Annotated in this window: 19 protein-coding genes; 17 read left to right on the top strand and 2 right to left on the bottom strand. The window is 36.7% G+C overall.

The window, feature by feature from the left end; all coding sequences use genetic code 11:
* Positions 1–33: 33 nt before the first annotated feature.
* The 13 genes from pduL (at position 34) to metK (ending at position 16251) form a co-directional block, all read left to right on the top strand.
* Positions 34–714, top strand: a complete 681-nt coding sequence (pduL, locus tag KBP50_RS15785; RefSeq protein ID WP_082240905.1) for a phosphate propanoyltransferase — start codon at positions 34–36, stop codon at positions 712–714.
* Between the two features lie 10 nt (positions 715–724).
* Entirely contained in the window at positions 725–1459 is a 735-nt protein-coding gene (locus tag KBP50_RS15780) for a flavoprotein (protein WP_050351409.1), read from the top strand.
* Between the two features lie 2 nt (positions 1460–1461).
* Positions 1462–2967 carry an acetaldehyde dehydrogenase (acetylating) gene (locus tag KBP50_RS15775; protein ID WP_050351408.1) on the top strand — a complete coding sequence of 502 codons (1506 nt, stop codon included), beginning with the start codon at positions 1462–1464 and terminating at the stop codon, positions 2965–2967.
* Between the two features lie 37 nt (positions 2968–3004).
* Entirely contained in the window at positions 3005–4126 is a 1122-nt protein-coding gene (locus KBP50_RS15770; RefSeq protein WP_050351407.1) for a 1-propanol dehydrogenase PduQ, read from the top strand.
* A gap of 21 nt (positions 4127–4147) precedes the next feature.
* Positions 4148–4969 carry an MIP/aquaporin family protein gene (locus KBP50_RS15765; protein WP_072741805.1) on the top strand — a complete coding sequence of 274 codons (822 nt, stop codon included), beginning with the start codon at positions 4148–4150 and terminating at the stop codon, positions 4967–4969.
* 410 nt (positions 4970–5379) lie between these two features.
* Positions 5380–7908, top strand: a complete 2529-nt coding sequence (locus tag KBP50_RS15760) for a glycyl radical protein (RefSeq protein ID WP_050351406.1) — start codon at positions 5380–5382, stop codon at positions 7906–7908.
* Between the two features lie 602 nt (positions 7909–8510).
* Positions 8511–9425: a glycyl-radical enzyme activating protein gene (locus tag KBP50_RS15755; protein ID WP_050351405.1), complete on the top strand. Its 915-nt coding sequence runs from the start codon at positions 8511–8513 to the stop codon at positions 9423–9425.
* Between the two features lie 35 nt (positions 9426–9460).
* Entirely contained in the window at positions 9461–12988 is a 3528-nt protein-coding gene (gene nifJ, locus KBP50_RS15750; protein ID WP_050351404.1) for a pyruvate:ferredoxin (flavodoxin) oxidoreductase, read from the top strand.
* A 17-nt stretch (positions 12989–13005) separates the two neighbouring features.
* Complete coding sequence (locus KBP50_RS15745; protein WP_050351403.1) at positions 13006–13611, top strand: BMC domain-containing protein; 606 nt, start codon at positions 13006–13008, stop codon at positions 13609–13611.
* Positions 13604–13879, top strand: coding sequence for a BMC domain-containing protein (locus KBP50_RS15740; RefSeq protein WP_050351402.1), 276 nt, complete (start codon positions 13604–13606; stop codon positions 13877–13879). The genes KBP50_RS15745 and KBP50_RS15740 overlap by 8 nt, the downstream gene beginning before the upstream one ends.
* A 51-nt stretch (positions 13880–13930) precedes the next feature.
* Positions 13931–14773 (top strand): ethanolamine utilization protein EutJ, encoded by an 843-nt coding sequence (gene eutJ, locus KBP50_RS15735; RefSeq protein WP_072741808.1) that lies wholly within the window; start codon positions 13931–13933, stop codon positions 14771–14773.
* 8 nt (positions 14774–14781) lie between these two features.
* The gene (locus tag KBP50_RS15730) at positions 14782–15048 is read left to right on the top strand and encodes a EutN/CcmL family microcompartment protein (protein WP_244969434.1); all 267 of its coding nucleotides are present in this window, start codon (positions 14782–14784) and stop codon (positions 15046–15048) included.
* A 15-nt stretch (positions 15049–15063) separates the two neighbouring features.
* Positions 15064–16251: a methionine adenosyltransferase gene (gene metK, locus KBP50_RS15725; RefSeq protein WP_050351400.1), complete on the top strand. Its 1188-nt coding sequence runs from the start codon at positions 15064–15066 to the stop codon at positions 16249–16251.
* 324 nt (positions 16252–16575) lie between these two features.
* On the opposite strand, the gene KBP50_RS15720 is transcribed toward metK, so the two are convergent.
* Entirely contained in the window at positions 16576–17328 is a 753-nt protein-coding gene (locus KBP50_RS15720) for an exodeoxyribonuclease III (RefSeq protein ID WP_050351399.1), read from the bottom strand.
* Positions 17329–17846: 518 nt separating this feature from the next.
* Here KBP50_RS15720 and KBP50_RS15715 point away from each other — a divergent pair.
* Genes KBP50_RS15715 through KBP50_RS15700 form a run of 4 tightly spaced genes read left to right on the top strand, consistent with a single transcriptional unit; the run spans position 17847 to position 20979 of the window.
* Positions 17847–18236 (top strand): GntR family transcriptional regulator, encoded by a 390-nt coding sequence (locus KBP50_RS15715; protein ID WP_050351398.1) that lies wholly within the window; start codon positions 17847–17849, stop codon positions 18234–18236.
* Positions 18233–18922, top strand: a complete 690-nt coding sequence (locus KBP50_RS15710; protein ID WP_050351397.1) for an ATP-binding cassette domain-containing protein — start codon at positions 18233–18235, stop codon at positions 18920–18922. The genes KBP50_RS15715 and KBP50_RS15710 overlap by 4 nt, the downstream gene beginning before the upstream one ends.
* Positions 18919–19752, top strand: a complete 834-nt coding sequence (locus KBP50_RS15705) for a hypothetical protein (protein ID WP_050351396.1) — start codon at positions 18919–18921, stop codon at positions 19750–19752. The genes KBP50_RS15710 and KBP50_RS15705 overlap by 4 nt, the downstream gene beginning before the upstream one ends.
* Positions 19753–19764: 12 nt before the next feature.
* Positions 19765–20979 (top strand): hypothetical protein, encoded by a 1215-nt coding sequence (locus KBP50_RS15700; RefSeq protein WP_050351395.1) that lies wholly within the window; start codon positions 19765–19767, stop codon positions 20977–20979.
* 103 nt (positions 20980–21082) lie between these two features.
* Here the strand turns inward: KBP50_RS15700 and KBP50_RS15695 are convergent, their stop codons facing one another.
* The gene (locus KBP50_RS15695; protein ID WP_050351394.1) at positions 21083–21430 is read right to left on the bottom strand and encodes a thioredoxin family protein; all 348 of its coding nucleotides are present in this window, start codon (positions 21428–21430) and stop codon (positions 21083–21085) included.
* Positions 21431–21844 lie beyond the last annotated feature (414 nt).

Here is a 21844-nt window from a genome sequence, read left to right as displayed (position 1 = left end):
TTAACTATACTGGATAGGAGGGATAAGAAAGCAATGCAGCTCAAAGGTTTATCAGATGAAAAGATTACTATAATTGCAGAGCATATTTTAAAAAGATTAAACTACCAGGATACTCATACAACAGAAGATACTTGCAATATAAAACAAATACCAATCGGTATATCCAACCGTCATATCCATCTCTGCCAAGAAGACGTAGAAAGACTATTTGGAAAAGGTTATGAATTAACACCGCTAAAGAAGTTAAGTCAACCTGGACAATTTGCTGCTCAAGAGGTTGTGACAATTGTTGGTAGAAGAGGAAGTATTGAAAAAGTTAGAGTGTTAGGACCTGTACGTACAAGAACTCAAGTTGAAATATCTAAGACAGATTCTTTTAAAATCGGTGTTCAAGCTCCAGTACAAGAATCTGGAGATTTAACAGAAGCAGGCTCCGTATTCGTCATTGGACCAAAAGGAGTCATTGAAGCAAAACAAAGCGTCATTATAGCAAAAAGACATATCCATATGCACCCAGACGATGCAGAAAAATTAGGTGTAAAGGATCAACAAGTTGTCTCCATTAAAACGGTGGGAGATAGACCTACTATTTTTGGGGAAACGGTCGTACGAGTGAAAAATAATTTTCGGTTAGAATGTCATTTGGATACAGATGAAGCAAACGCAGCCGGTCTAAAACCAAATGATTATGTGGAGTTGATAAAAGAATGTTGAGGTGAACTCTTTGGATGAAAAACAAATAAAAGAGTTACTGAGCAAGTTAATTTCATATAAAGAAAGCAAAAAAAATGTATTGTTGATTTTTACTGGAGCGGATCATTATTCGAAGGAAGTAGAAGAACTATTTATTCACTATCAAGATAAATGTAACTACTTGTTAATTTTTTCTGATGCATGTAAAAGCAATTTTGATACGGATACGTGGAAAAGTATGGGGAGTGAAATAGCCGATTTTACTCAATTTCGAAAGATTATTGATCAGATAGATATGGTCCTTCTCCCATTTTTAACGAGAAACTCTTTAGCAAAAATCGCATTAGGTATTGCGGATACTCTTTCGTTATTAGCTACTCAACACAGTATATTATCGGGGAAAAATATAATAGCCTTTGAAAATTCCTGGGATGTTAACAATGAAATTGGCAAGATACAGGGATTAAATAAAAATGCAACCTATATAACGATGCTAAACCAGTATAAAAAGCAACTCACAGAATTTGGTGTTATTTCCGTACCACTTTCCGAGGCAAAGCAGAAAATAGATCAAAAATTATTTAATCTAATTGAGGAACAAGAAACCAATCAATTGCGGGATAAATATGTTGTTAAGGAAGCTATGAACAAAAACGTTCTTACATTAAAAGATGTAATAGATAATCCATCCATTGACATAAGTTCAGAAGTTAAAATGACCGATTTAGCAAGAGATTATTTAAGAGATAAAAGAAAGGAATCTTAAAAATGCCAGAATTTGATAAGGACCTTCAATCAATCCAAGAAGCTAGATTACTAATTGCATCTGCGCTAAAAGCACAAGCTGAATTGGCTGAAATGAGTCAAAAGGATATTGATCAGATAGTTGAGCATATGGCTAAAGCAGCTTTTGCTAATGCTGAAAAGTTAGCAATGTTAGCACATGAAGAAACTGGATTTGGTAATGTTGAAGATAAAATAATTAAAAATAAATTTGCTAGTGAGAAAGTCTATGAAAGCATCAAAAATATGAAAACTGTGGGTATTTTAAATGATAACGAGAAGCAAAAGGTGATGGAAGTTGCTGTTCCGCTTGGCGTGATAGCGGGGGTAATTCCTTCTACAAATCCCACATCAACCGTTATCTACAAGGCACTAATTGCAATTAAAGCAAGAAATGCAATTGTATTTTCTCCACATCCTGGAGCAAAACAATGCATTTTGGAAACGGTAAAGATTTTAAACAAGGCGGCAATAGAAGCTGGTGCTCCAGCAGGCGCTATTGGAACGTTAACCATCTTAAGTATGCAAGGAACATCTGAATTAATGAAACATAAGGATGTTGCTTTAATTCTTGCAACAGGAGGCGGAGCAATGGTTCGGGCGGCTTATAGCTCTGGTAATCCAGCAATTGGCGTCGGACCAGGAAACGGGCCTGCCTTTATTGAAAGAACCGCTGATATTGAAAAGGCCGTATCTCGTATTATTTCCAGTAAAACCTTTGATAATGGAGTTATCTGTGCTTCAGAGCAATCTGTTGTAGTTGAACAAATTAGTGAAAGTAAAGTTATCCAAGAGTTTAAACGACAAGGAGCATATTTCCTAAATGAGAAAGAAAGCCAATTATTATCGAAATTTATTTTAAGATCTAACGGGACAATGAATCCAAAGATAGTTGGTAAAACGGCTTACAGCATTGCTCAAATGGCAGATATTACTGTTCCTGATAATACAACGGTTTTAATATCTAGACAAACGGAAGTATCAAAAGTAAATCCATATGCTCGTGAAAAATTATGTCCCATATTAGCATTTTATACAGAAAATGATTGGATAAGTGCATGCGATCGCTGTATTGAATTATTAAATGTTGAAGGCATAGGACATACTTTGTGTATTCATTCGTCCGATGAAGCGGTGATTCGTGAATTTGCACTTCGGAAACCTGTGTCCAGATTTTTAGTTAATACACCAGGGGCTTTAGGAGGTATTGGAGCTACTACAAACCTATCTCCTGCATTAACATTAGGCTGTGGAACTGTTGGAGGAAGTTCAACGTCTGATAATATCACCCCTTTAAATCTGCTGAACATTCGTCGTGCATCTTATGGAATAAGAGAAAAAGAAGATATACGGTTCACATTGAATCAAGATATAACATTCAATGGGCAAAATAATATAGATTTAAATTCCTTAAATAAGGAAATTTCAAAAAAAGAGATTGCACAGTTAATTGAAGTTGCACTTCAAAAATTAGCAAAAGAGGAAGCATAGGTAAAAGCGGTAGAAAATAATAAAAAGGTGATAATATATGAATTCTTTTTTTGTTAAACCTAAGATGCTATTTGATGTTAAGACACAAGATTTTCTTAGAACGTGTCAAGGAAATAGATATTTTATTATATCAGACCCGATGATGAAAGAACTGGGATTTATCGAAATCATTAAAAATGAAATTTTGCAACAAAATAATTCATGCAAAGTTTTCGATAAGATCACACCAGATCCGCAACTTAGTACAGTTGCAGAAGGGTTACATGAAATGATGACGTTTAAACCAGATGTGCTAATTGCTATTGGCGGGGGATCAGCCATTGATGCTGCAAAGGGAATGATCCTGTCTTTTAGCAAAATAGACAGGGATGCAAAAAGACCATTGTTTATAGCCATTCCATCTACAAGTGGAACTGGAAGTGAAGTGACTTCCTTTGCAGTTATTACGAATGGGTTAGAAAAAAAGCCCATTATAAATGAAGTAATGATTCCAGATATTGCCTTATTGGATGTGGATTTAGTGAAAACAGTTCCGCCAAAAGTTACGGCTGATACCGGTATGGACGTACTTACCCACGCAATCGAAGCTTATGTATCGACGAAAGCGACTGAATTTACTGACGCGCTTGCTGAAAAAGCAATTAAGCTAGTATTTGAAAGTTTGATAGAAGTATTTAGAGATGGAAGTAAGATAGAACACCGCAATAAAATGCATAAGGCCTCTTCATTAGCTGGTATAGCTTTTACGAATGCATCTCTCGGAATTAGTCATAGTATTGCCCATGCCATTGGTGGTATTTTCCATATTTCTCATGGAAGGATCAATGCTTTAATACTTCCACATGTAATAGCTTACAATGCAGGATGTGATGGCAAACTCACGCCAACGGCAAATAAATATCAAGAAATATCCCAATTTCTCAACTTACCAGCAGCTACACCAGAGGAAGGCACAAAGAGTCTTATTTCCGCTATAAACTTTTTAAATGAAGCATTAACCATTGAAAAAGGTTTCTCAGAATTAGCGATTGAAAAAGACAACTATTATGAGTATAAACATCTCATTGCTGATTTTGCGCTACAGGATGATTGTACTACTACAAATCCAAGAGTGCCAACAAGAGAAGAATTGGCCGGTCTTTATTTATCATTATACTAAGGAAGGGGATAAAAAAAGCTTATGAAAAAGAATTTATTTAATGAATGTATTGCTGAGGCAATTGGTACGTTCTTATTCGTCTTTCTTGGTATTGGGTCCGTTGCTGTGCTTATTATGATGGACATAGGTATTACTTACTGGGAAATGGCCATGGTTTGGGGAATTAGTGTTGCTTTAGCTATCTATTGTACTGCGCATATATCGGGTGGACATATAAATCCAGCTGTTACCATTTCAATGGCAATATGGAATAAGTTTCCTTTTCGTAAAGTGATTCCATATATTTTAGCACAAATTATAGGAGCTTTTTTTGCTGCTGTTTGTAATTACGGGCTCTATCATTCCATTATTGCAAACTATGAGAAAACGGAATCCATTGTTCGTAATACAAGCTCAGGGGCGATGACAGCGAATATATTTGTGACTTTTCCTGCAGAAAATATTAATTTACTAACAGCATTTGGAATTGAATTCCTTATTACGATGATTTTAATGTTAGTCATATTTGTTGTAATTAATAATACGAATGTTCAATCCAGTGGACTTGGAGCAACAATAATTGGTTTAACCATAGCGGTGTGTGGGCTAGCCTTTGGACCTTTAACAGGCTTTGCTATGAATCCAGCAAGAGATTTGGGTCCAAGAATTTTCACTTTAATCAGTGGCTGGGGGGAAGTAGCACTAGGTCCGAATTATTATGGTTTAATTATACCGATTCTCGCACCAATATTAGGAGCTATTTTCGCAGGAGTCGTGTACTTTAAAGTTCTTGTGCCAACTATGGAAAACAAAACAAAAGTAAAAGAAATGAGAGTAGAAGAAGAGAAGCCCAAATATATTTAAAGAGGTTGTTCAAAAAGTGCACTAAAAATGACACATCGATATTTTTAGTTGGCTTGTTTCTCCGTTCCTTGTAAAAGGTCCTACGTCAAAATGTGTTTCGAGGAAGCTTCACTTGTGCTCATGTAACTGTATAGCATATGTATCTTCTTTTAAAACTGCCCACGCTGTGGGCAACATAGAAGCCAGTACACCCTATTACAAGCATACATCTCGAAACTTCGCCCCTCGAACTCAGTCGCTCAAAACGTGCTAGTGTCGTAACAGGACAAGAAAAGCTACGACAGCAATACATCGCACATAGAAAAAGTGTGTTTCTTTTTCAAGGACGCCTGAGACCTTGGCCAACCTCGATCCTTTTTACATTCTTTTTGAACACGTACTTAAATGAAAACCCGAGAGGAGAAGTAGACATGCTAAGAACAGCTTCACGTATTGAACAATTAATTGACCATCTCTATGATCATGATCCAATTGTTGAATCAGAAAGAGCTTTATTAGTAACAGAATCTTATCAGCAAACAGAAAATCAGCCCATGATAATCCGAAGAGCTAAAGCGTTAGAAAATATCTTAGGTAAGATGAAAGTTGTTATTCGCCCAAATGAATTAATTGTAGGGAATCTAGCAACGTCACCACGTGGAACGCAAATTTTCCCGGAATTTTCAAACGATTGGCTAGAAGATGAATTTGATCGTATTGAAAAAAGGGCTGGGGATAAATTTATAGTTCCTGAACAAGTAAAACAAGATTTATCAGAGGCATTTAAATATTGGAAAGGAAGAACTACAAATGAGCTTGCTACGGAATTAATGTCTCCTGAAACGAAGAATGCCATGAATGCTGGAGTATTTACGGTTGGAAACTACTATTTTAATGGTGTGGGTCATATTTCTGTCGATTACAAGCTTGTGTTGGAAAAAGGCTTGAAAGGAATTAAAGAAGAGGTATGTACTGCTTTGAAAAGTCTGGATTACGGGGATCCTGAAATAGTTAAAAAGTCTCAAACATTAAAAGCTATGAGTATCTCATTAGATGCTGTCATGAATTATGCCCGACGATTAGCAGATGAAGCAAAATTAGAAGCGGATAGAGAAACAGATTCGAACAGGAAATCAGAATTATTACAGATTGCCGCAAACTGTGCACGTGTTCCAGCAAATCCAGCAACATCATTTTATGAAGCACTTCAATCTTTTTGGATTATCCAGGCAGTTATTCAAATTGAATCAAATGGTCATTCGATTTCGCCGATGCGTTTTGATCAATATATGTATCCATTTTATAAGAAAGATGTAGAAAATGGTCGACTAGACGAGGCAGAAGCGCAAAAATTATTAGACGTATTATGGGTGAAATTCAATGATGTAAATAAAATCCGCGATGAAGCATCAACGAAGGCATTTGGTGGATATCCAATGTTCCAAAACTTAATCGTAGGTGGACAAGATAAAGAGGGAATGGATGCAACAAACCCATTATCGTATGCTTGCTTACAAGCTACTGCCAATACTAGATTACCACAACCATCCATTTCTATTCGTATATGGAATAAGACCCCTGAATCTTTAATTCATAAAGCTGGGGAGGTATCACGTTTGGGATTAGGAATGCCTGCTTATTATAGTGATGAAGTTATTATTCCGTCATTAGTCAATCGAGGTATCTCACTTACTGACGCAAGAGATTATGGCATTATTGGTTGTGTTGAACCACAAGTTGGTGGGAAAACAGAGGGATGGCATGATGCGGCATTCTTTAATATCCCTAAGGTTCTGGAGATTACTTTAAATAATGGCTATGCGAATGGTGAAAAAATAGGCTTATCCACTGGTGATTTTTCATCATTTACAACCTTTGATCAATTAAAAAGTGCATTTGAGGAGCAAATGAAATACTTTGTTAAGCTATTGGTCAATGCCGATAATTCTGTAGATGTTGCGCACGGAGAGCGTGCACCTTTACCATTTTTATCCTCTATGGTAGAAGGTTGTATCGAGAAAGGTTTGTCATTACAAGAAGGTGGAGCAAAATATAATTTTACTGGACCACAAGGTGTAGGGATAGCGAATGCTGGAGATGCATTAATGGCGATTAAAAAATTAATCTATGAGGATAACAAGCTCTCTATTCATGAGTTAAAAAATGCATTAGATACCAATTTTGGTAAAGAGCAAAACCAAGCAATCACAAATAGCGAACCTGTTGGAACGAACAAAGATTTATCTCAACTCTCGACCGATGAATTAGTAGAGATGTTAAAAGATCTACTTAATGACAACGATACGAACATCAAGAAAAAAGATACCAATGCAAGTCAACCCATGAATGAAAAGGATGGAGAATATATACGTCAATTATTAATTAACGGTGCACCGAAATACGGTAATGATATCGACGTGGTGGATCAAATGGTGAGAAAGGTTGCACTTATCTATTGTAAAGAAGTACAAAAATATTTAAACCCACGTGGAGGAACTTTCCAACCAGGGTTATATCCAGTATCAGCCAATGTTTCTTGTGGCATAGAAACGAAAGCCTCAGCAGATGGACGCTTTGCAGGTGAGCCATTAGCAGACGGTGTTTCACCTGTATCTGGAAGTGACCAAAATGGCCCTACAGCAGCATTAAACTCTGTAGCTAAATTGGATCATCATATTGCTTCTAATGGAACATTGCTAAATCAAAAATTCCATCCATCAGCCTTAGCTGGGGAAGAAGGTTTAAGAAACTTATCAGCATTAGTCCGTAGTTATTTCGAGCAAAAAGGAATGCATGTCCAATTTAATGTGGTTAGTAAGGAAACATTATTAGATGCGCAAAAGAACCCAGAAAAATACAAGAATCTTGTAGTTCGTGTAGCAGGATATAGTGCCCATTTTGTTTCTCTGGATAAAAGTATTCAACAAGATATCATAGCACGTACAGAACAACAATTTTAACCGAACATGCTGCTTAAAGAGAGTGTTCAAAAAAAGATATATTGAAAAGCTTATAGGTTATGGATGTGCGAAGACAAAGCTTTTACTTTTGTATTAATGGTTTTTTTGAACATTCTCTTAAAATATTTACGAGGAATTAACAGTTGTTTACTTAACAAATAATTGATATATTGCTCTTCATCCAATTAAAACATCCCTCCAAATCAGTTATTGGAGGAATAAGTAAACATAAAAGAATCTTTTTTACACTATAGGAAAGTATAAGATTTTTTTGGTTTATAGTATAAGAAAAACAAAGGCTTCCGCCATAAGACTTGGCGACAAGCCAAGTTTTTCTAAACATAATTAAATTTATCTCTAATGTAAGGTACTGTAAGACTACTTTATGGTGCTTAAGTCAGAACAACAAAGTTTACGAAAGGTAACAAATCCCCGTTTCCTTTGTGGCAAACAAGGTGTTTACCTGAGGAGTTTTGACAAACAGAAATCAAGTTTTTCTTTTTCAAGGACGCCTTTGATTATAACCTTTAATTTACTACTTTAAATGGATGAAGGAAAACCCCCACTGATTGAATTCACTTTATAGAGGGAGGGTAAAGAGAATGATAAAGAATAAAACAGGAACTATTTTTGACTTACAACGCTTTTCAGTTCATGATGGTCCTGGAATAAGGACGATTGTATTTTTTAAAGGATGTCCCTTAAGATGTGAATGGTGCTGTAACCCAGAGAGTCAACATTTTAATCGCCAATTAATGGTTCTTACTGAAAATTGCATTGATTGCAGACTATGTGAGCCCGTTTGTCCAGTAGGAGCTATTTCCTTTACACCTGGAGTAACCATTGATCGTGATAAATGCATAGATTGTGGGAAGTGTGCCAATGTATGTTTTAGCGGAGCTTTAACCATGACTGGGAAAGAAATGACCGTAGAGGAACTCATAAGAGAACTTAGAAAAGACGAAATACATTACCGCAAATCAAATGGAGGTATTACGTTATCTGGTGGAGAAGCATTGGCCCAGCCTGATTTCGCCGCGGAGTTATTACAAGCGTGTCAGCGAGAAGGGTGGCATACCGCGATTGAAACAGCTGCTTTTTCAAGTAAAGAGGCGTTAGAGAAAGTTCTTCCCCATCTTGATTTAGTGTTACTGGATATAAAACATGCAAATAGTGTGAAACACTATAAACATATTGGGCAACCGAATGATCTTATTCTAAAGAATGCACAAATAATTGCTAACTACCCTAATGTAGAATTATCCATTCGAGTTCCAGTAATCCCAAAATTTAATGATACACCTGAGGAAATAGCGGAGATTGCTATGATCGCAAAAAAATTAGGTGATATAAAGATGGTTCATTTACTTCCTTATCATGGTTATGGTGCGAATAAATACGCTTCTCTGGATAATGATTATAAGATGGAAAACACGGAGCCGCCATCAGATAAAAAAATGAACATATTAAAGGAATTGGTAGAAGGAATGGAACTGAGCTGTAAAATTGGCGGATAAATGAATGGACTGATTACTTCTAGGAGATGGGAAAAATGAAGAAAATAATGAATGGGAATCATGCCGCAGCCTATATTTCTTATGCTTTTACTGATGTAGCCGCTTTATTCCCAATAACCCCCTCTTCTCCTATGGCTGAACAAATAGAAAAATGGTCTGCAGAGAGGAAGAACAATATATTTCATTATCCTGTCCATACCATTTCTATGCAATCAGAAATTGGGGTTGCAGGGGCAATGCACGGGATGTTGAAATCAGGTGCACTGGCAACTGCCTATACTTGCTCCCAAGGATTATTATTAATGCTTCCTACCCTTTATAAATTAGTAGGGGAACTTTTGCCAGCAGTTATTCATGTCTCCTCCCGTTCTATCGCTACGAGCGCTTTAAGTATTTATGGAGACCATAGTGACGTAATGGCGGCAAGACAAACAGGAGTTGTAATGCTTGCTTCAGGTAATGTACAAGAAGTTGCATTATTTAGTACAGCCGCTCATCTAGCTGCAATAAAAGGAAGACTACCAATTCTTCATTTCTTTGACGGGTTTCAAACAAGCCATGAAATTAGAAAAATTGAAGTACCTAGCTATGACATATTATACAAATATGTAGATGATGAAATGCTAGATGCTTTTAGAAATAATAGCCTGTCCAATTTTGCTCCTAAAGTATATGGTGCTTCAGAAACACCAGATATCTTTTTTCAGCAACGTGAGGCTAGCAACATTATTCACCTGAACATGGAGTCTGTCATCAAGCAAATAATTCGCAAATTAAATCCGTTGTTTGGTACTCAATGTTCGCTTGTAGATTATAAAGGTGCAGAAAATGCTGAATATGTCATTATTGCTATGGGTTCTGTTCAGGAGACGATTAAGCAAGTAGTTTGTGAACAAAATGCATTAGGCAAAAAATATGGTTTGCTGGCAGTTCATCTTTATCGACCATTCCCTACGGATACCTTTTTAAACTTAATTCCCAAAAGTATACGAAAGATTGCAGTTTTAGATCGAACGAAAGAACCTGGGTCCACTGGAGAACCTTTACTTTTAGATGTACAGAGTGCTTGTAACAGTTTGGACATTCCGCCAAAAATAATTGGTGGGAGGTATGGCATAGGTTCAAAAGAAGTGACTCCCGATCAGATCCGTTCCATTTTTATCGAACTTGAAAAAAAACATCCTAAAAGAAGGTTTACTATCGGTATAGATGATAATGTGACAGGTCTATCTTTGGAAAGATATGGGGAGGAAGATTTGACCGATTGGAGAACTTTTCAGGCGAAAATATGGGGATTTGGTTCGGATGGCGCAGTAACTGGTGCAGGACATTTTATTGAAATAATTGGCGAGGAAACAGAAAAGGATGTTCAAGGACAATTCTATTATAGCCCAAGTAAAACGAGAAATATGACATTATCTCATCTACGTATAGCCGATGATAAGATCCAATCGTCCTATTTTGTGAAGAGAAGCAATATGGTAGTTTGCTATAAAGAGCAGTACTTGAAACAATATGATGTTCTAGACGGGCTACAGGAAGAGGGAACCTTTCTATTAAACACTTCTATGGGGGAAGAGGCAATAGATAAAAGGCTACCTCACCATGTGAAAAAATATTTGATAGAGCACAAGATAAACTTCTATATAATTAATGCCAACAGACTTGCACGTAAATATGAGTTAGGTCCCATCTTAAATACAATTATGATGACAGCGATGCTTGGTCTTACTAACTTTTTGGAATTTCAAAAAGCGAAGGAAACATATCAAGAAATTCTAGATAGAGGTAAGTTATCCAAGCACCCTGCTTATAAGAAGAACATGTATGCAGCGATGGGCGAATCTATTTATTGGATAAAAAAAGTAAAGTTGAAAGAAATGGGTGATGAAGTTCTGGAAGAGGATTCGGAGCCTATCCACGTAAAAAATTTATTTACAGAAAAAATTATTCACCCAATGAAAAATTTAAATGGAGCCAGCATTACAACAAAAGATATCATTGACTCAGGAATGATCGACGGAAGTCTGCCTTTAGGAACAAGTTGGAAACAACATCACGGTTATGCGGATAAAATTCCTGAATGGAACAGTGAGAGTTGTATACAATGCAACCTTTGTTCTGTTATTTGTCCTCATGCTACTATTCGTCCATTTGTTTTGAATGAAGAGGAGAACGCAAACAAACCAACTACAATGAGCACCTCTATTGAAAAAAAGAATAAAAACCAACACTTTAGAATTCAGGTAAACCCAAACTTTTGTACAGGATGCTCATTATGTGAATCCATATGTCCGGCCAAAAATAAAGCGATTAAAATGGTGGAGGCAAAGGAAAACCATGTCCAGCGTGAAGTGCAAAATTGGGATTTCATAATGTTTAGAAAAAATGACAGGAAAACAAATGCAAGACATACGGTTCATGAAAGCCAGTTCAGACAGCCATTGTTTGAGTTTGTAAATGCATGTGCTGGATGTGGCGAAACACCCTATATAAAACTGCTCACACAATTATTTGGTGAACGTTTATCTATTGCTAATGCAACAGGATGCTCTTCTATTTGGGGAGGATCGACACCATTTGTACCTTATACCCTAAATCAAGACAAGGAAGGACCAACATGGGCGAATTCCCTGTTTGAAAATAATGCCGCATTTGGAATGGGTATGCGAATTGGGAATCAGGTAATTAAAAACCAAGTAAAGATGTTAATAAAGAAAGAAACAGGGAACCCATTACAAATGGATCACGTAAAGGATATTTTCAATCAATGGTTGGTAGGTACTTCTGATAAACAAAAGCAGTTTGAGCTATCAAAAAAACTCATCTCTATCATAGATAAAGAAAGAGCGAACTCAGAGATATTGGAAAGTATTTATCAGAAAAGGCATTATGTAATCGAGAAATCCCAATGGCTCATTGGCGGTGATGGCTGGGCTTATGATATTGATTTTGCAGGCATTGACCATGTGCTGTCAAAAGGCGAAGATGTGAATATTTTGATTTTGGATAATGAAGGATATGCGAACACGGGTGGGCAAGCTTCTAAAGCTTCACCGAAAGGAGCTAATCTAAAGTTAGCATCAGGCGGCAAAAAGGAAGCAAAGAAAGACATTGGAATATTTGCCATGAACTATGAACATGTTTATGTTGCACAAGTATGTTTACCTGCAAATCCTCAGCAAACCATTCGAGCTCTAACGGAGGCGGAGGAGTTTCCAGGTCCATCCATTATTATAGCTTATAGTCCATGCATATTAAACGGCAACAAAGATAATATGCTGCTAGAAGGGAAAAAAGCAACAGAATGTGGCTACTGGCCATTGTATCGTTTTAATCCCAGCTTAATCTTACAAGGTGAAAACCCAATGAAGTTCGATTCAAAACAACCAAATTGGGGAGCCTTCCGTGGATTTCTTTTAACTCAAAAGCGGTTTGCAACAAGTGAAAATTTGAATGCTTATGAAGCTGACCAACTACTTCAAGAAAATGAAGCAGATGCGCGTAAAAGGTATAATCGCTATCAAATGATTCAAGAAATGTATAAGTGTGCTAAAAATTAATGTGAGAAGGTGAGCGGATGCGGGACGCACTAGGAATGATAGAAGTAAGGGGACTTGTTTCCTCCATAGAAGTTTCAGATGCGATGCTAAAAGCAGCTGATGTTCAATTAACAAAGTTAAACATCACCAGAGGAATTGGATGGATGATGATTGCTGTAAATGGAAAGATAGGAGCAGTTAATGCTGCGATAGAGGCAGGGGAAAAAGTTGCTGCTTTTAAAAATTCTCTTGTCTCTTCTAAAGTTATTCCAAGACCAATCGATGATATTTTTCAAAGTGCAGATCATGGAAATGAGCTGCTCAAAAATGTTTTTAACCAAAAAAAGGCATCACGTACCCGGAAAAAGGTTGTGAATAAAACTTCTGATCTTGAGGAATTAGCCAACGGGAATAAAAAACAATCCAAAAAGACGGAAGAGAAAGAAATAAATGATAGAAAAGAGGAAACGAAATCTAAATCGCCACAAAAAGCGGTCGAAGCTAACAATGATCTAAATAAAACGAAGCCCGTTAAATCGTCTAAACGAGTGAGTACAACTAGTAAGAGAACAACGACTACAAAATCAAACACGCGTACCCAGAAAAATAAAAGTGAAACAATAGGAGGAAAAGAAAATGAATGATGCTTTAGGAATGATAGAGACAAAAGGATTTATTGGAGCCATTGAAGCCGCAGATGCGATGGTTAAATCAGCTAATGTTCAAATTATCGGCTATAAACAAATTGGAGCGGGTTTGGTAACGGTTCTAGTAAGAGGGGATGTAGGAGCAGTAAAATCTGCTGTTGATGCAGGCATTATGGCTGCAAAAAATGTGGGAGAAGTAATTTCTACACATGTTATTCCAAGACCCCACTCCGACGTTGAAAAAATAATACCCATGACAAAGTAACGATTAGCGTAATGGCGTTATTTTTTGCTGAATTCTTTGAGGAGAAAAAGTATGAAGAAGAATGTGTACAGGACAAATACGATATTGAAACAGGTTAGCCAAATGGCTAATTGTTCTACAAATGTCATCATTGAAGATAACACAAAAATAAAAGTAGGAGTGGATCTAGGGACGTCATCAATTGTTTTAGTAGTAGTAGATGAAAGTAATCATCCAGTATTTGTTGCTTCTGAGGATGCGAGTGTTGTGGCAGATGGTCTAGTAGTTAATTTTATGGAAGCAATATCCATTGTAAAGCGCTTGAAGAATAAAGCAGAAAATCAGCTTCAAAGGCCGGTGACTTTGGCTGCAGGCGCTGTGCCACCTGGAACCGTTGGCAACAATAAAAAAATCATTGAAAATGTCATTCATGGTGCAGGTATGGAGGTTACGGAAATTTTCGATGAACCAACAGCTGCTGCAGCTGTTTTAAATATACAGGATGGAGCAGTGGTTGATATTGGAGGGGGTACTACCGGGATAAGTATATTCAACAATGGAAAAGTTGCATATTCGGGGGACGAAGCAACTGGTGGTACCCATATGACGTTAGTTTTAGCTGGACATTACGGGCTAACCTTAGAAGAAGGAGAAATATTAAAGAGAGATAGTACGAAATATGATGAGAATTTTTTAATTATGCAACCAGTGGCAGAGAAAATGGCAAGTATTACGAAAAAATTCCTTGATGATTATGGAAAAAAAGTTAAAACGATATATTTAGTTGGTGGGATGATGATGTATCCGCAGTTCACGAGGATATTTAAGGTTGTTACGCAGTTACAAGTTATTCAGCCTAACCACCCTAAATATGTTACCCCGTTAGGAATTGCACTTAAAAGTACGGCGTTTTAGGAGGGAAAATGATGCAAATTGGAAAAGTTGCAGGAAATGTAGTGTCTACCAAAAAAGTAGATAGTTTAACAGGATATAAATTAATGATTGTCGATTTGATTCGCATTCCTTCAAAAAAAGTTTATCAAGAGGTAATAGCAATTGATAAGGTGGGCGCCGGCAAGGGTGAATATGTCTTAGTGACACTCGGAAGTGCAGCGAGAAATATTACCAAAAGTTCAGATACAATCGTCGACGCTGCTATTGTAGGAATTATTGATACCTTTGATGAATAAAAGGGGTGAAAAAAAGTGGAAACATCCCAAATCACTTCTGAATCAGTAACAGAAGGGCATCCAGATAAATTATGTGATCAAATATCAGATCATATTTTGGATGAATACTTACGTCAAGATCCTGATTCAAGAGTTGCAATTGAGTGTATGATTTCTAAGAATTTGCTAGTTATTGCTGGAGAAGTAAAAAGTAAAGCGATCGTTTCAATTGAAGAAATAGCTAGAAATACGATAGTGTCTGTTGGTTATGATAATGCTGTAAAGGGAATGAATGGGCATCAGTGCATCATTGTTAAGAATATCAACGAGCAGTCTGCTGATATTAATCAAGGTGTCGATATAGAGTCCCGTTTTTGTAAGAAAATAGGAGCAGGGGATCAAGGGGTCATGTATGGATTTGCTTGTAATGAGACGGCTAGTTACTTACCTTTGACCGTTGATTTAGCCCATAAACTTGCAAAACGGTTAAGTGAAGTAAGAAAAAATGGTACTTTATCTTATTTGAACCCAGATGGAAAAACACAAGTAACTGTTGAATATGATGAATTTAATCGTCCTATAGGGATCCAAAATATTACTATATCTGCGCAACACAAGGATGGTGTAGACCAACATAAACTTATTGAGGATATCGTGCAAAATGTGATAAAGCCTGTTATTCCTAAAGGACTCTTAAAGCAGAGTACCAGTTTACTCATTAATCCAACAGGACGCTTTGTAATTGGCGGTCCTTTAGGTGATACAGGATTGACGGGCAGAAAGATTATGGTAGACACATATGGTGGAATTATTCCTCATGGAGGAGGCGCCTTTTCTGGAAAAGATGCTTCTAAAGTGGATAGGACAGGTGCTTACATGTGTCGCTACGTAGCTAAAAATATTGTAGCAGCAGGGTTAGCGGATCGTTGTAATATTTCCCTTACTTATACCATTGGAGTTGAAAACCCTACTTCTATTTATTTAAATACTTTCGATACGGAGAAAGTAAATAAGAAATTACTTTATGTAATGATCAAATATATATTTGATTTTTCTGTTAAAGGTATGATTGAGTCATTAAATTTGAAAGAGCCTATCTTCTCTAAGACTTCTGTATATGGGCATTTTAAAGACAATCATAACCTACCATGGGAAAGGGTAGATAAAGCAAATTCATTAAAAGCATATGTTTCTCAGCTTTATGAGAAGATCGGAAGTGCTTAAGAATTCAAAAGTAAAGTAATGGCTGATATTAGCAATGTTTATCGATTAAGTCGTATAAAACATTAACAAACTTTGCTTCCACTCAAAGAATCTCGTATATGCGTCATATATTTAGCGGCTTATTATTTTTTGGGATGGGAGTGGAACTAGCCCACATGTACTTTAGTGGGCTAGTTGAATATGAAATTAGCCAAATTGACGTGCAATAGTCAGTTTTAATTATTTCACTACTTTTGGGAGTTTTCGTTGACTGCTGATATATAAGGTTTTAAGGGATGCTTCCTTTAACATTCATTAGGGGATAATCCAAAATTTCACTTTCATTTATTTTAGCTCTAGTCTAATTGGGCAATGATCGCTTCCTAACACATCCGGGTCTACAGCTGCATGTAATAAACATTCCTTTAATCTGTTGGAAACAATAAAATAGTCAATCCGCCAGCCAATGTTTCTTTCGCGCACCGTTTTCATATACGACCACCATGTGTATAAGCCTTCTGTATGAGGATGAAAATAACGCAATGTATCGATAAATCCATTGTTTAGCAACCGAGTCATTTTTTCCCGCTCTTCTATTGTAAAACCGGAGTTACCATAATTAGTTTTGTAATTGCGAATATCAATTTCTTGATGGGCAACGTTTAAGTCTCCACAATAAATGACTGGCTTTTTCTTATCCAGTTCGACTAAGTAAGCATAGATTTGATCTTCCCATTGCAGACGGTAATCAAGCCGAGAGAGATCTCGCTTGGCATTGGGCGTATACACATTAACTAGATAAAAGTCTGCAAATTCTAAAGTGATAATTCGTCCTTCTTCTTCAGTAGCTGCTTCGCCAACCCCGTAGGAGACAGCCAATGGTTTATGTTTCGTGAAAATAGCTGTACCAGAATAGCCTTTTTTGACGGCATAGTTCCAATATTGATGGTAGCCTTCTAATGGTAAATGGAGTTGCCCTGCTTGCAATTTTATTTCTTGAAGGCAAAAAATGTCTGCATTTACTGTATTAAAATAATCAAGAAATCCTTTGCGAATACAGGCACGTAGACCGTTTACATTCCAAGATACGAGTTTCATAGATTAATTAGTTCCTTTCTTGCGGTTCTTTTTCTATTAGAAATGAATCCCAACAATCCAGCAGTTTGGATTCCCTTCATTTTACCTTCGTAATATTGGAGATTACACACTTTTGGTTTCTGCTCTTCTTTAAAAAAAGCAGCTAGTGTAGAAAATGTTAAATGAGGGGTCGATGTGTAGCATACCTTCATTTTAGCATAGGTAAAGAATTTTCATTGCATGACGTGCCTAGCTGATATGTCTAAATATAGCATTTAAAAAAATAAGTTTTATGCAAGGGATGTATGGATTCACTTTTTGTTCAATTTTTACTGTGAAAGAAACCATTGACAAAGAAGTGTATGAAGCCTATAATACAGTTTGGGTAGTGTATTAAATGCTTCATACACTTGGGTTATTATTTTAAAGTGCTGTCTCTTGATATCAATTTGGATAATGGACGTTATTTCAACATATTTTTTTACGTGAGGTGTATTAAGTTATTGATACACACAAAGTTATATATAGGAGCTGTTGCTATGAAAATAAATTTTAATCGCAGGGAGCCTGTTTATGTGCAAGTGATTCGTTATTTTAAGCAGCAGATTGCGACGAACATGTTCGAACCAGGACAGGAAATCCCTTCCCGTCGAGAATTAGCGGGGGAAATAAAGATTAATCCGAATACGGTACAACGTGCGTATAAAGAAATGGAGGAACAGGGCTTGATTTATACGGAAGGAAATTTGCCTAGTAAAATAACGCGAGATGAGCAAGTGCTTAAAGCGGTACGTGAGGAACTTATCATGGATGCAGTAGACGAGTTTGTAGCAACGGTTCAATCTGTACATGTGCCGTTTGAGGAAATCGTAACGCTTTTACAAGAAAAATATGAGCAAGCAAGTGAGGATAAGGAGGAGGAGCAATGATTGAAGTCAAGGATATCACCAAAAAATTTGGCCGGAAACAGGTGTTAAAAGGAGTAACTTTTACAGCGGAAAAAGGGGAAATCACGTGTCTAATAGGTATTAACGGTGTTGGAAAAACAACCATATTGAATGCAATCATGGCTTTAACCCCGATCAAGACAGGAGAAATTTTAATTGATGGTGAAAAACTAAATCCCGCAACGTTTAATCATATTACGTTTATTCCTGATGCGATTACTGTTTTGCCACAAATGACAATTGAAGAATCCATGCAATTTATGAAAGACTATTACGCAACATGGAATGATGATCGTGCTCAAGAGTTATTATCGTTTTTTAAATTAAAGCCAGAAGAGAAAATTTCTAGCCTATCCAAAGGAAATACGGCGAAAGCCAACTTATTACTGGGGCTTGCCCTTGATGTGGACTATATTCTCATGGATGAACCTTTCTCAGGCATTGATATGTTTAGCAGGGAACAAATTGCCGATGTGTTTACAAGTCATTTAATTGAAGATCGTGGAGTTATTATTACGACCCATGAAATTGGTGATATTGAACATTTAATTGACAAAGTCGTTTTGCTTGATGACGGTGTTGTTAAAAGGCAATTTTATACCGAAGAAATCCGCGCAGCAGAAGGTAAGTCGGTCATTGATGTAATGAGAGAGGAGTACAAGTCATGAAAAGCTATTTGCGATTAACGGAATTTGAATTAGGTAGATTTTTTAAATTTTATTTCGTGCTAATCGGTTTAACGATTGTTACCCAATTAATTGGTGTTGTCGCTGTTTCGAAGCAATATATGAATGAAGCAAATGAAGCCATTTTCCAAGAGGGAATGTCAAAACAGGACTTTATAGAACAGTCAGAACCTATAAGCTTGCTTGATTGGGCGAACTCGATTTGGTTTTTAGGACCGATTGCGTTTTGCATTGCTACATTACTCATATATATGTTTCTGATTTGGTATCGCGATTGGTTAGGGGAAAATACATTTATTTACCGTTTATTGATGTTACCAACTCAAAGAATTAATCTGTTTTTTGCTAAGGCAACTGCCATTTTTGCTATGGTACTCGGTTTGGTCGCTTTACAAGTGTTGCTTATATTTATAGCAGGAATTGTGCTGGAATGGATGGTTCCAAATGAATTTATGTCAGCGATGAGTGTCACTGATCTAAGCATAAACTTTCCATATTTACATACGATATTGCCAGCTACGTTTACTGAATTTGTTCTATACTATAGTACTGGTTTGATGGCTGTTTTTGTCTTCTTTACGGCGATTCTTATTGAGCGTAGTTATCGTTGGAAAGGCTTGATATTTGCAATCGGATATGTAGCGCTAGCAACGGTATTTTTTATGTCGCCATTTATTGTAAGTATGATATCGGAAGAAGTGTCTTTATATCCACTTGAGTGGCTCACGGTTCAAATCATTTTAGGCTTGATTGTAATGGTAGGTTCAGTAGTAGTAAGTAATTACTTATTGGCTAAGAAAATTACGGTGTAAGGAGGAAGTGCTGTGGAACGATACTGGAAATTGATTTTTATTTCATGTTTGCTTGTGTTCGGAATTGGATTTTTTTACTTGCATGATACATTTGCAGAGAAAGAGGTTCCAAAATATACATGGGAAAAACAAGCAGGAAATGATGAGGCGTTAGAAGATGTGTTGGTAGAGGGTTATGCACAAGGTAAAAACTTTTTTGCTGAAGGAATACAACTGGCTGGTGAAGATAGAATTTATGCAAGCCAACTTTCCTTTTTGGAGAGGCTAAGCGGGGTGATGGACAACCCGAAAATCAAGCAATTGCAACAGGAATATCGCGGTTTTATGCGTGGGAAAACAGAGAATACTGAAAACTATTTTGAGAATGAGAACATTCTTGCATACGCAAATGTGAAATCGGAATGGGATAGCAGCGAATTTAAAGAAGGGAACTTTGAATTAGAAGTGGAGGCATTGTATAAAAATGAAGATAAAACCACTTCCTTTTCTATCAAACTTCCGAATCAAGATAACTATGTATATATGGCTGTAGAAGATGTGATTACTATAAATGACAAGCTTTACGTCGTTACCCAAAATGACATATATGAAGGGGAAGATGAAGAGTATACCGAATTGCATCTATATACATTAAATCTTAAGGAAGAAAAATTAATTAGCGAAGCAAAACTATTTTCAAACAAGGGGGGAGATAATTCGGAAAATGAAGGGGGATACTTATTACAAGACCTTGACCAGCTTCGTGCGAGTAAATATATTGCTATTGGGGCCACAAAAGTAGTCGATGATGTACCAATGGAGGATATTTGTTTGTTTGATTTGGAAACACGGGAAAAATTACCAGTCGATGTTCCAAAAGAACTGCTGGAACAAGAAGTAATCGCACATATGGACGCTAAAAAGCTATACTTTATTCATGAACAGGAAGGGAAGATAGAAATAACTCCTTACCAATTTGCCAAACAAAAAGCGGAGGAACCATTTGAAATTCCGATATCAGAATCCATTAATTCATCTATGACGAAATATACAAAGATTATTAATGACAAGCTATATATTTTATATGATATGAATGGTGAAATGAATGAAAAAAATAGGTTGCCGTTAATGTACGTGATTGATTTAAAAGCAAAAAAAGTATTTTATCAAGGTGAGTTAAAGGCAGACAACAAGGAAGCAGAAAACAGAATTTTTAGTGTCTATATGATGTATGAAAATGAAAAATAAGCAGTCCCAACAAAGGAACAATGCTTAGTAGCAGAAGTTCTTTCTTGTTAGTGCGGCTCGACGTCGGGGGATAAATGTTTTACACATAGTAGTGGTTGGCGCTTTAATTAGCTCCAACCACATGACTATAAATCTGATCTAATTTTTCGTGGAATAAATCCATATGCACAATTCTGGCTTCACGTAAATACTCCTTGCCATCTACGAAAAGCAGCAGTACCGGGACGGTGAACACGGAAAAGCGCCCAGCGATTTCTTCGACCTGATCCGCCTTTATATGTGCTGTAGCAATTTTAGGATATTTTTTCATCAGTTCTTCGACTTGTGGGAATAACCCATGGCATACACTGCAGGCTTCACGGGAAATATATAGGAAAGCAAGCTTATTTTGTTCAATAAATGTTTCTATGTCACCTAAGTTTGATAACATAGTAAAATGTTTTTCTGTCATGTGTTTTTCCCTCCTGAATTTAGCATACCATAGGTAGTTATCATATACTTGGAAAAGAGCTTATGGATCATTATTATACTTACTCTTTTTTGTGACTCTTCGCTATGTAGTGTTGAAAAAGCAGGTTAATTAATCATGATATCCTTGTTTGCTGTCCGTATGGTCTTATATCTAAGTGATGGTCGACAAGCAAACGAAGAAAAACTATAGTTATAGCTCAACAACCAAATCTAATTTGTCACTGTTGCATTAATCACAGCAATAAAATAAATCGCAGTACGATATAGGGAGAGGGGGATCCCCCCATCCTCCACCAGTTCACCTATGTTATTTTGGGGTGTCTTTAATAAGCAGTATGAGTAAGTTCTTCTGCATTCTAGTCAAGGGTTAATCTATAAACATGTCACGCTTACC

Source organism: Virgibacillus pantothenticus (genome assembly GCF_018075365.1).
Classification (GTDB): Bacteria; Bacillota; Bacilli; order Bacillales; family Amphibacillaceae; genus Virgibacillus; species Virgibacillus pantothenticus.
The sequence above is the reverse complement of the archived record's forward strand: the minus strand, read 5'-3'. Positions and strand labels throughout refer to the sequence as shown.

Bases quoted from the DNA above. Each gene is read 5' to 3' on its own strand.
- KBP50_RS15740 (WP_050351402.1), top strand. From the start codon at position 13,604: ATGAATGATGCTTTAGGAATGATAGAGACAAAAGGATTTATTGGAGCC.
- KBP50_RS15715 (WP_050351398.1), top strand. From the start codon at position 17,847: ATGAAAATAAATTTTAATCGCAGGGAGCCTGTTTATGTGCAAGTGATT.
- KBP50_RS15705 (WP_050351396.1), top strand. From the start codon at position 18,919: ATGAAAAGCTATTTGCGATTAACGGAATTTGAATTAGGTAGATTTTTT.
- KBP50_RS15695 (WP_050351394.1), bottom strand. From the start codon at position 21,430: ATGACAGAAAAACATTTTACTATGTTATCAAACTTAGGTGACATAGAA.
- eutJ (WP_072741808.1), top strand. From the start codon at position 13,931: ATGAAGAAGAATGTGTACAGGACAAATACGATATTGAAACAGGTTAGC.
- KBP50_RS15765 (WP_072741805.1), top strand. From the start codon at position 4,148: ATGAAAAAGAATTTATTTAATGAATGTATTGCTGAGGCAATTGGTACG.
- KBP50_RS15770 (WP_050351407.1), top strand. From the start codon at position 3,005: ATGAATTCTTTTTTTGTTAAACCTAAGATGCTATTTGATGTTAAGACA.
- KBP50_RS15745 (WP_050351403.1), top strand. From the start codon at position 13,006: ATGCGGGACGCACTAGGAATGATAGAAGTAAGGGGACTTGTTTCCTCC.
- pduL (WP_082240905.1), top strand. From the start codon at position 34: ATGCAGCTCAAAGGTTTATCAGATGAAAAGATTACTATAATTGCAGAG.
- KBP50_RS15760 (WP_050351406.1), top strand. From the start codon at position 5,380: ATGCTAAGAACAGCTTCACGTATTGAACAATTAATTGACCATCTCTAT.
- KBP50_RS15755 (WP_050351405.1), top strand. From the start codon at position 8,511: ATGATAAAGAATAAAACAGGAACTATTTTTGACTTACAACGCTTTTCA.
- KBP50_RS15775 (WP_050351408.1), top strand. From the start codon at position 1,462: ATGCCAGAATTTGATAAGGACCTTCAATCAATCCAAGAAGCTAGATTA.
- KBP50_RS15730 (WP_244969434.1), top strand. From the start codon at position 14,782: ATGATGCAAATTGGAAAAGTTGCAGGAAATGTAGTGTCTACCAAAAAA.
- KBP50_RS15720 (WP_050351399.1), bottom strand. From the start codon at position 17,328: ATGAAACTCGTATCTTGGAATGTAAACGGTCTACGTGCCTGTATTCGC.
- nifJ (WP_050351404.1), top strand. From the start codon at position 9,461: ATGAAGAAAATAATGAATGGGAATCATGCCGCAGCCTATATTTCTTAT.
- KBP50_RS15710 (WP_050351397.1), top strand. From the start codon at position 18,233: ATGATTGAAGTCAAGGATATCACCAAAAAATTTGGCCGGAAACAGGTG.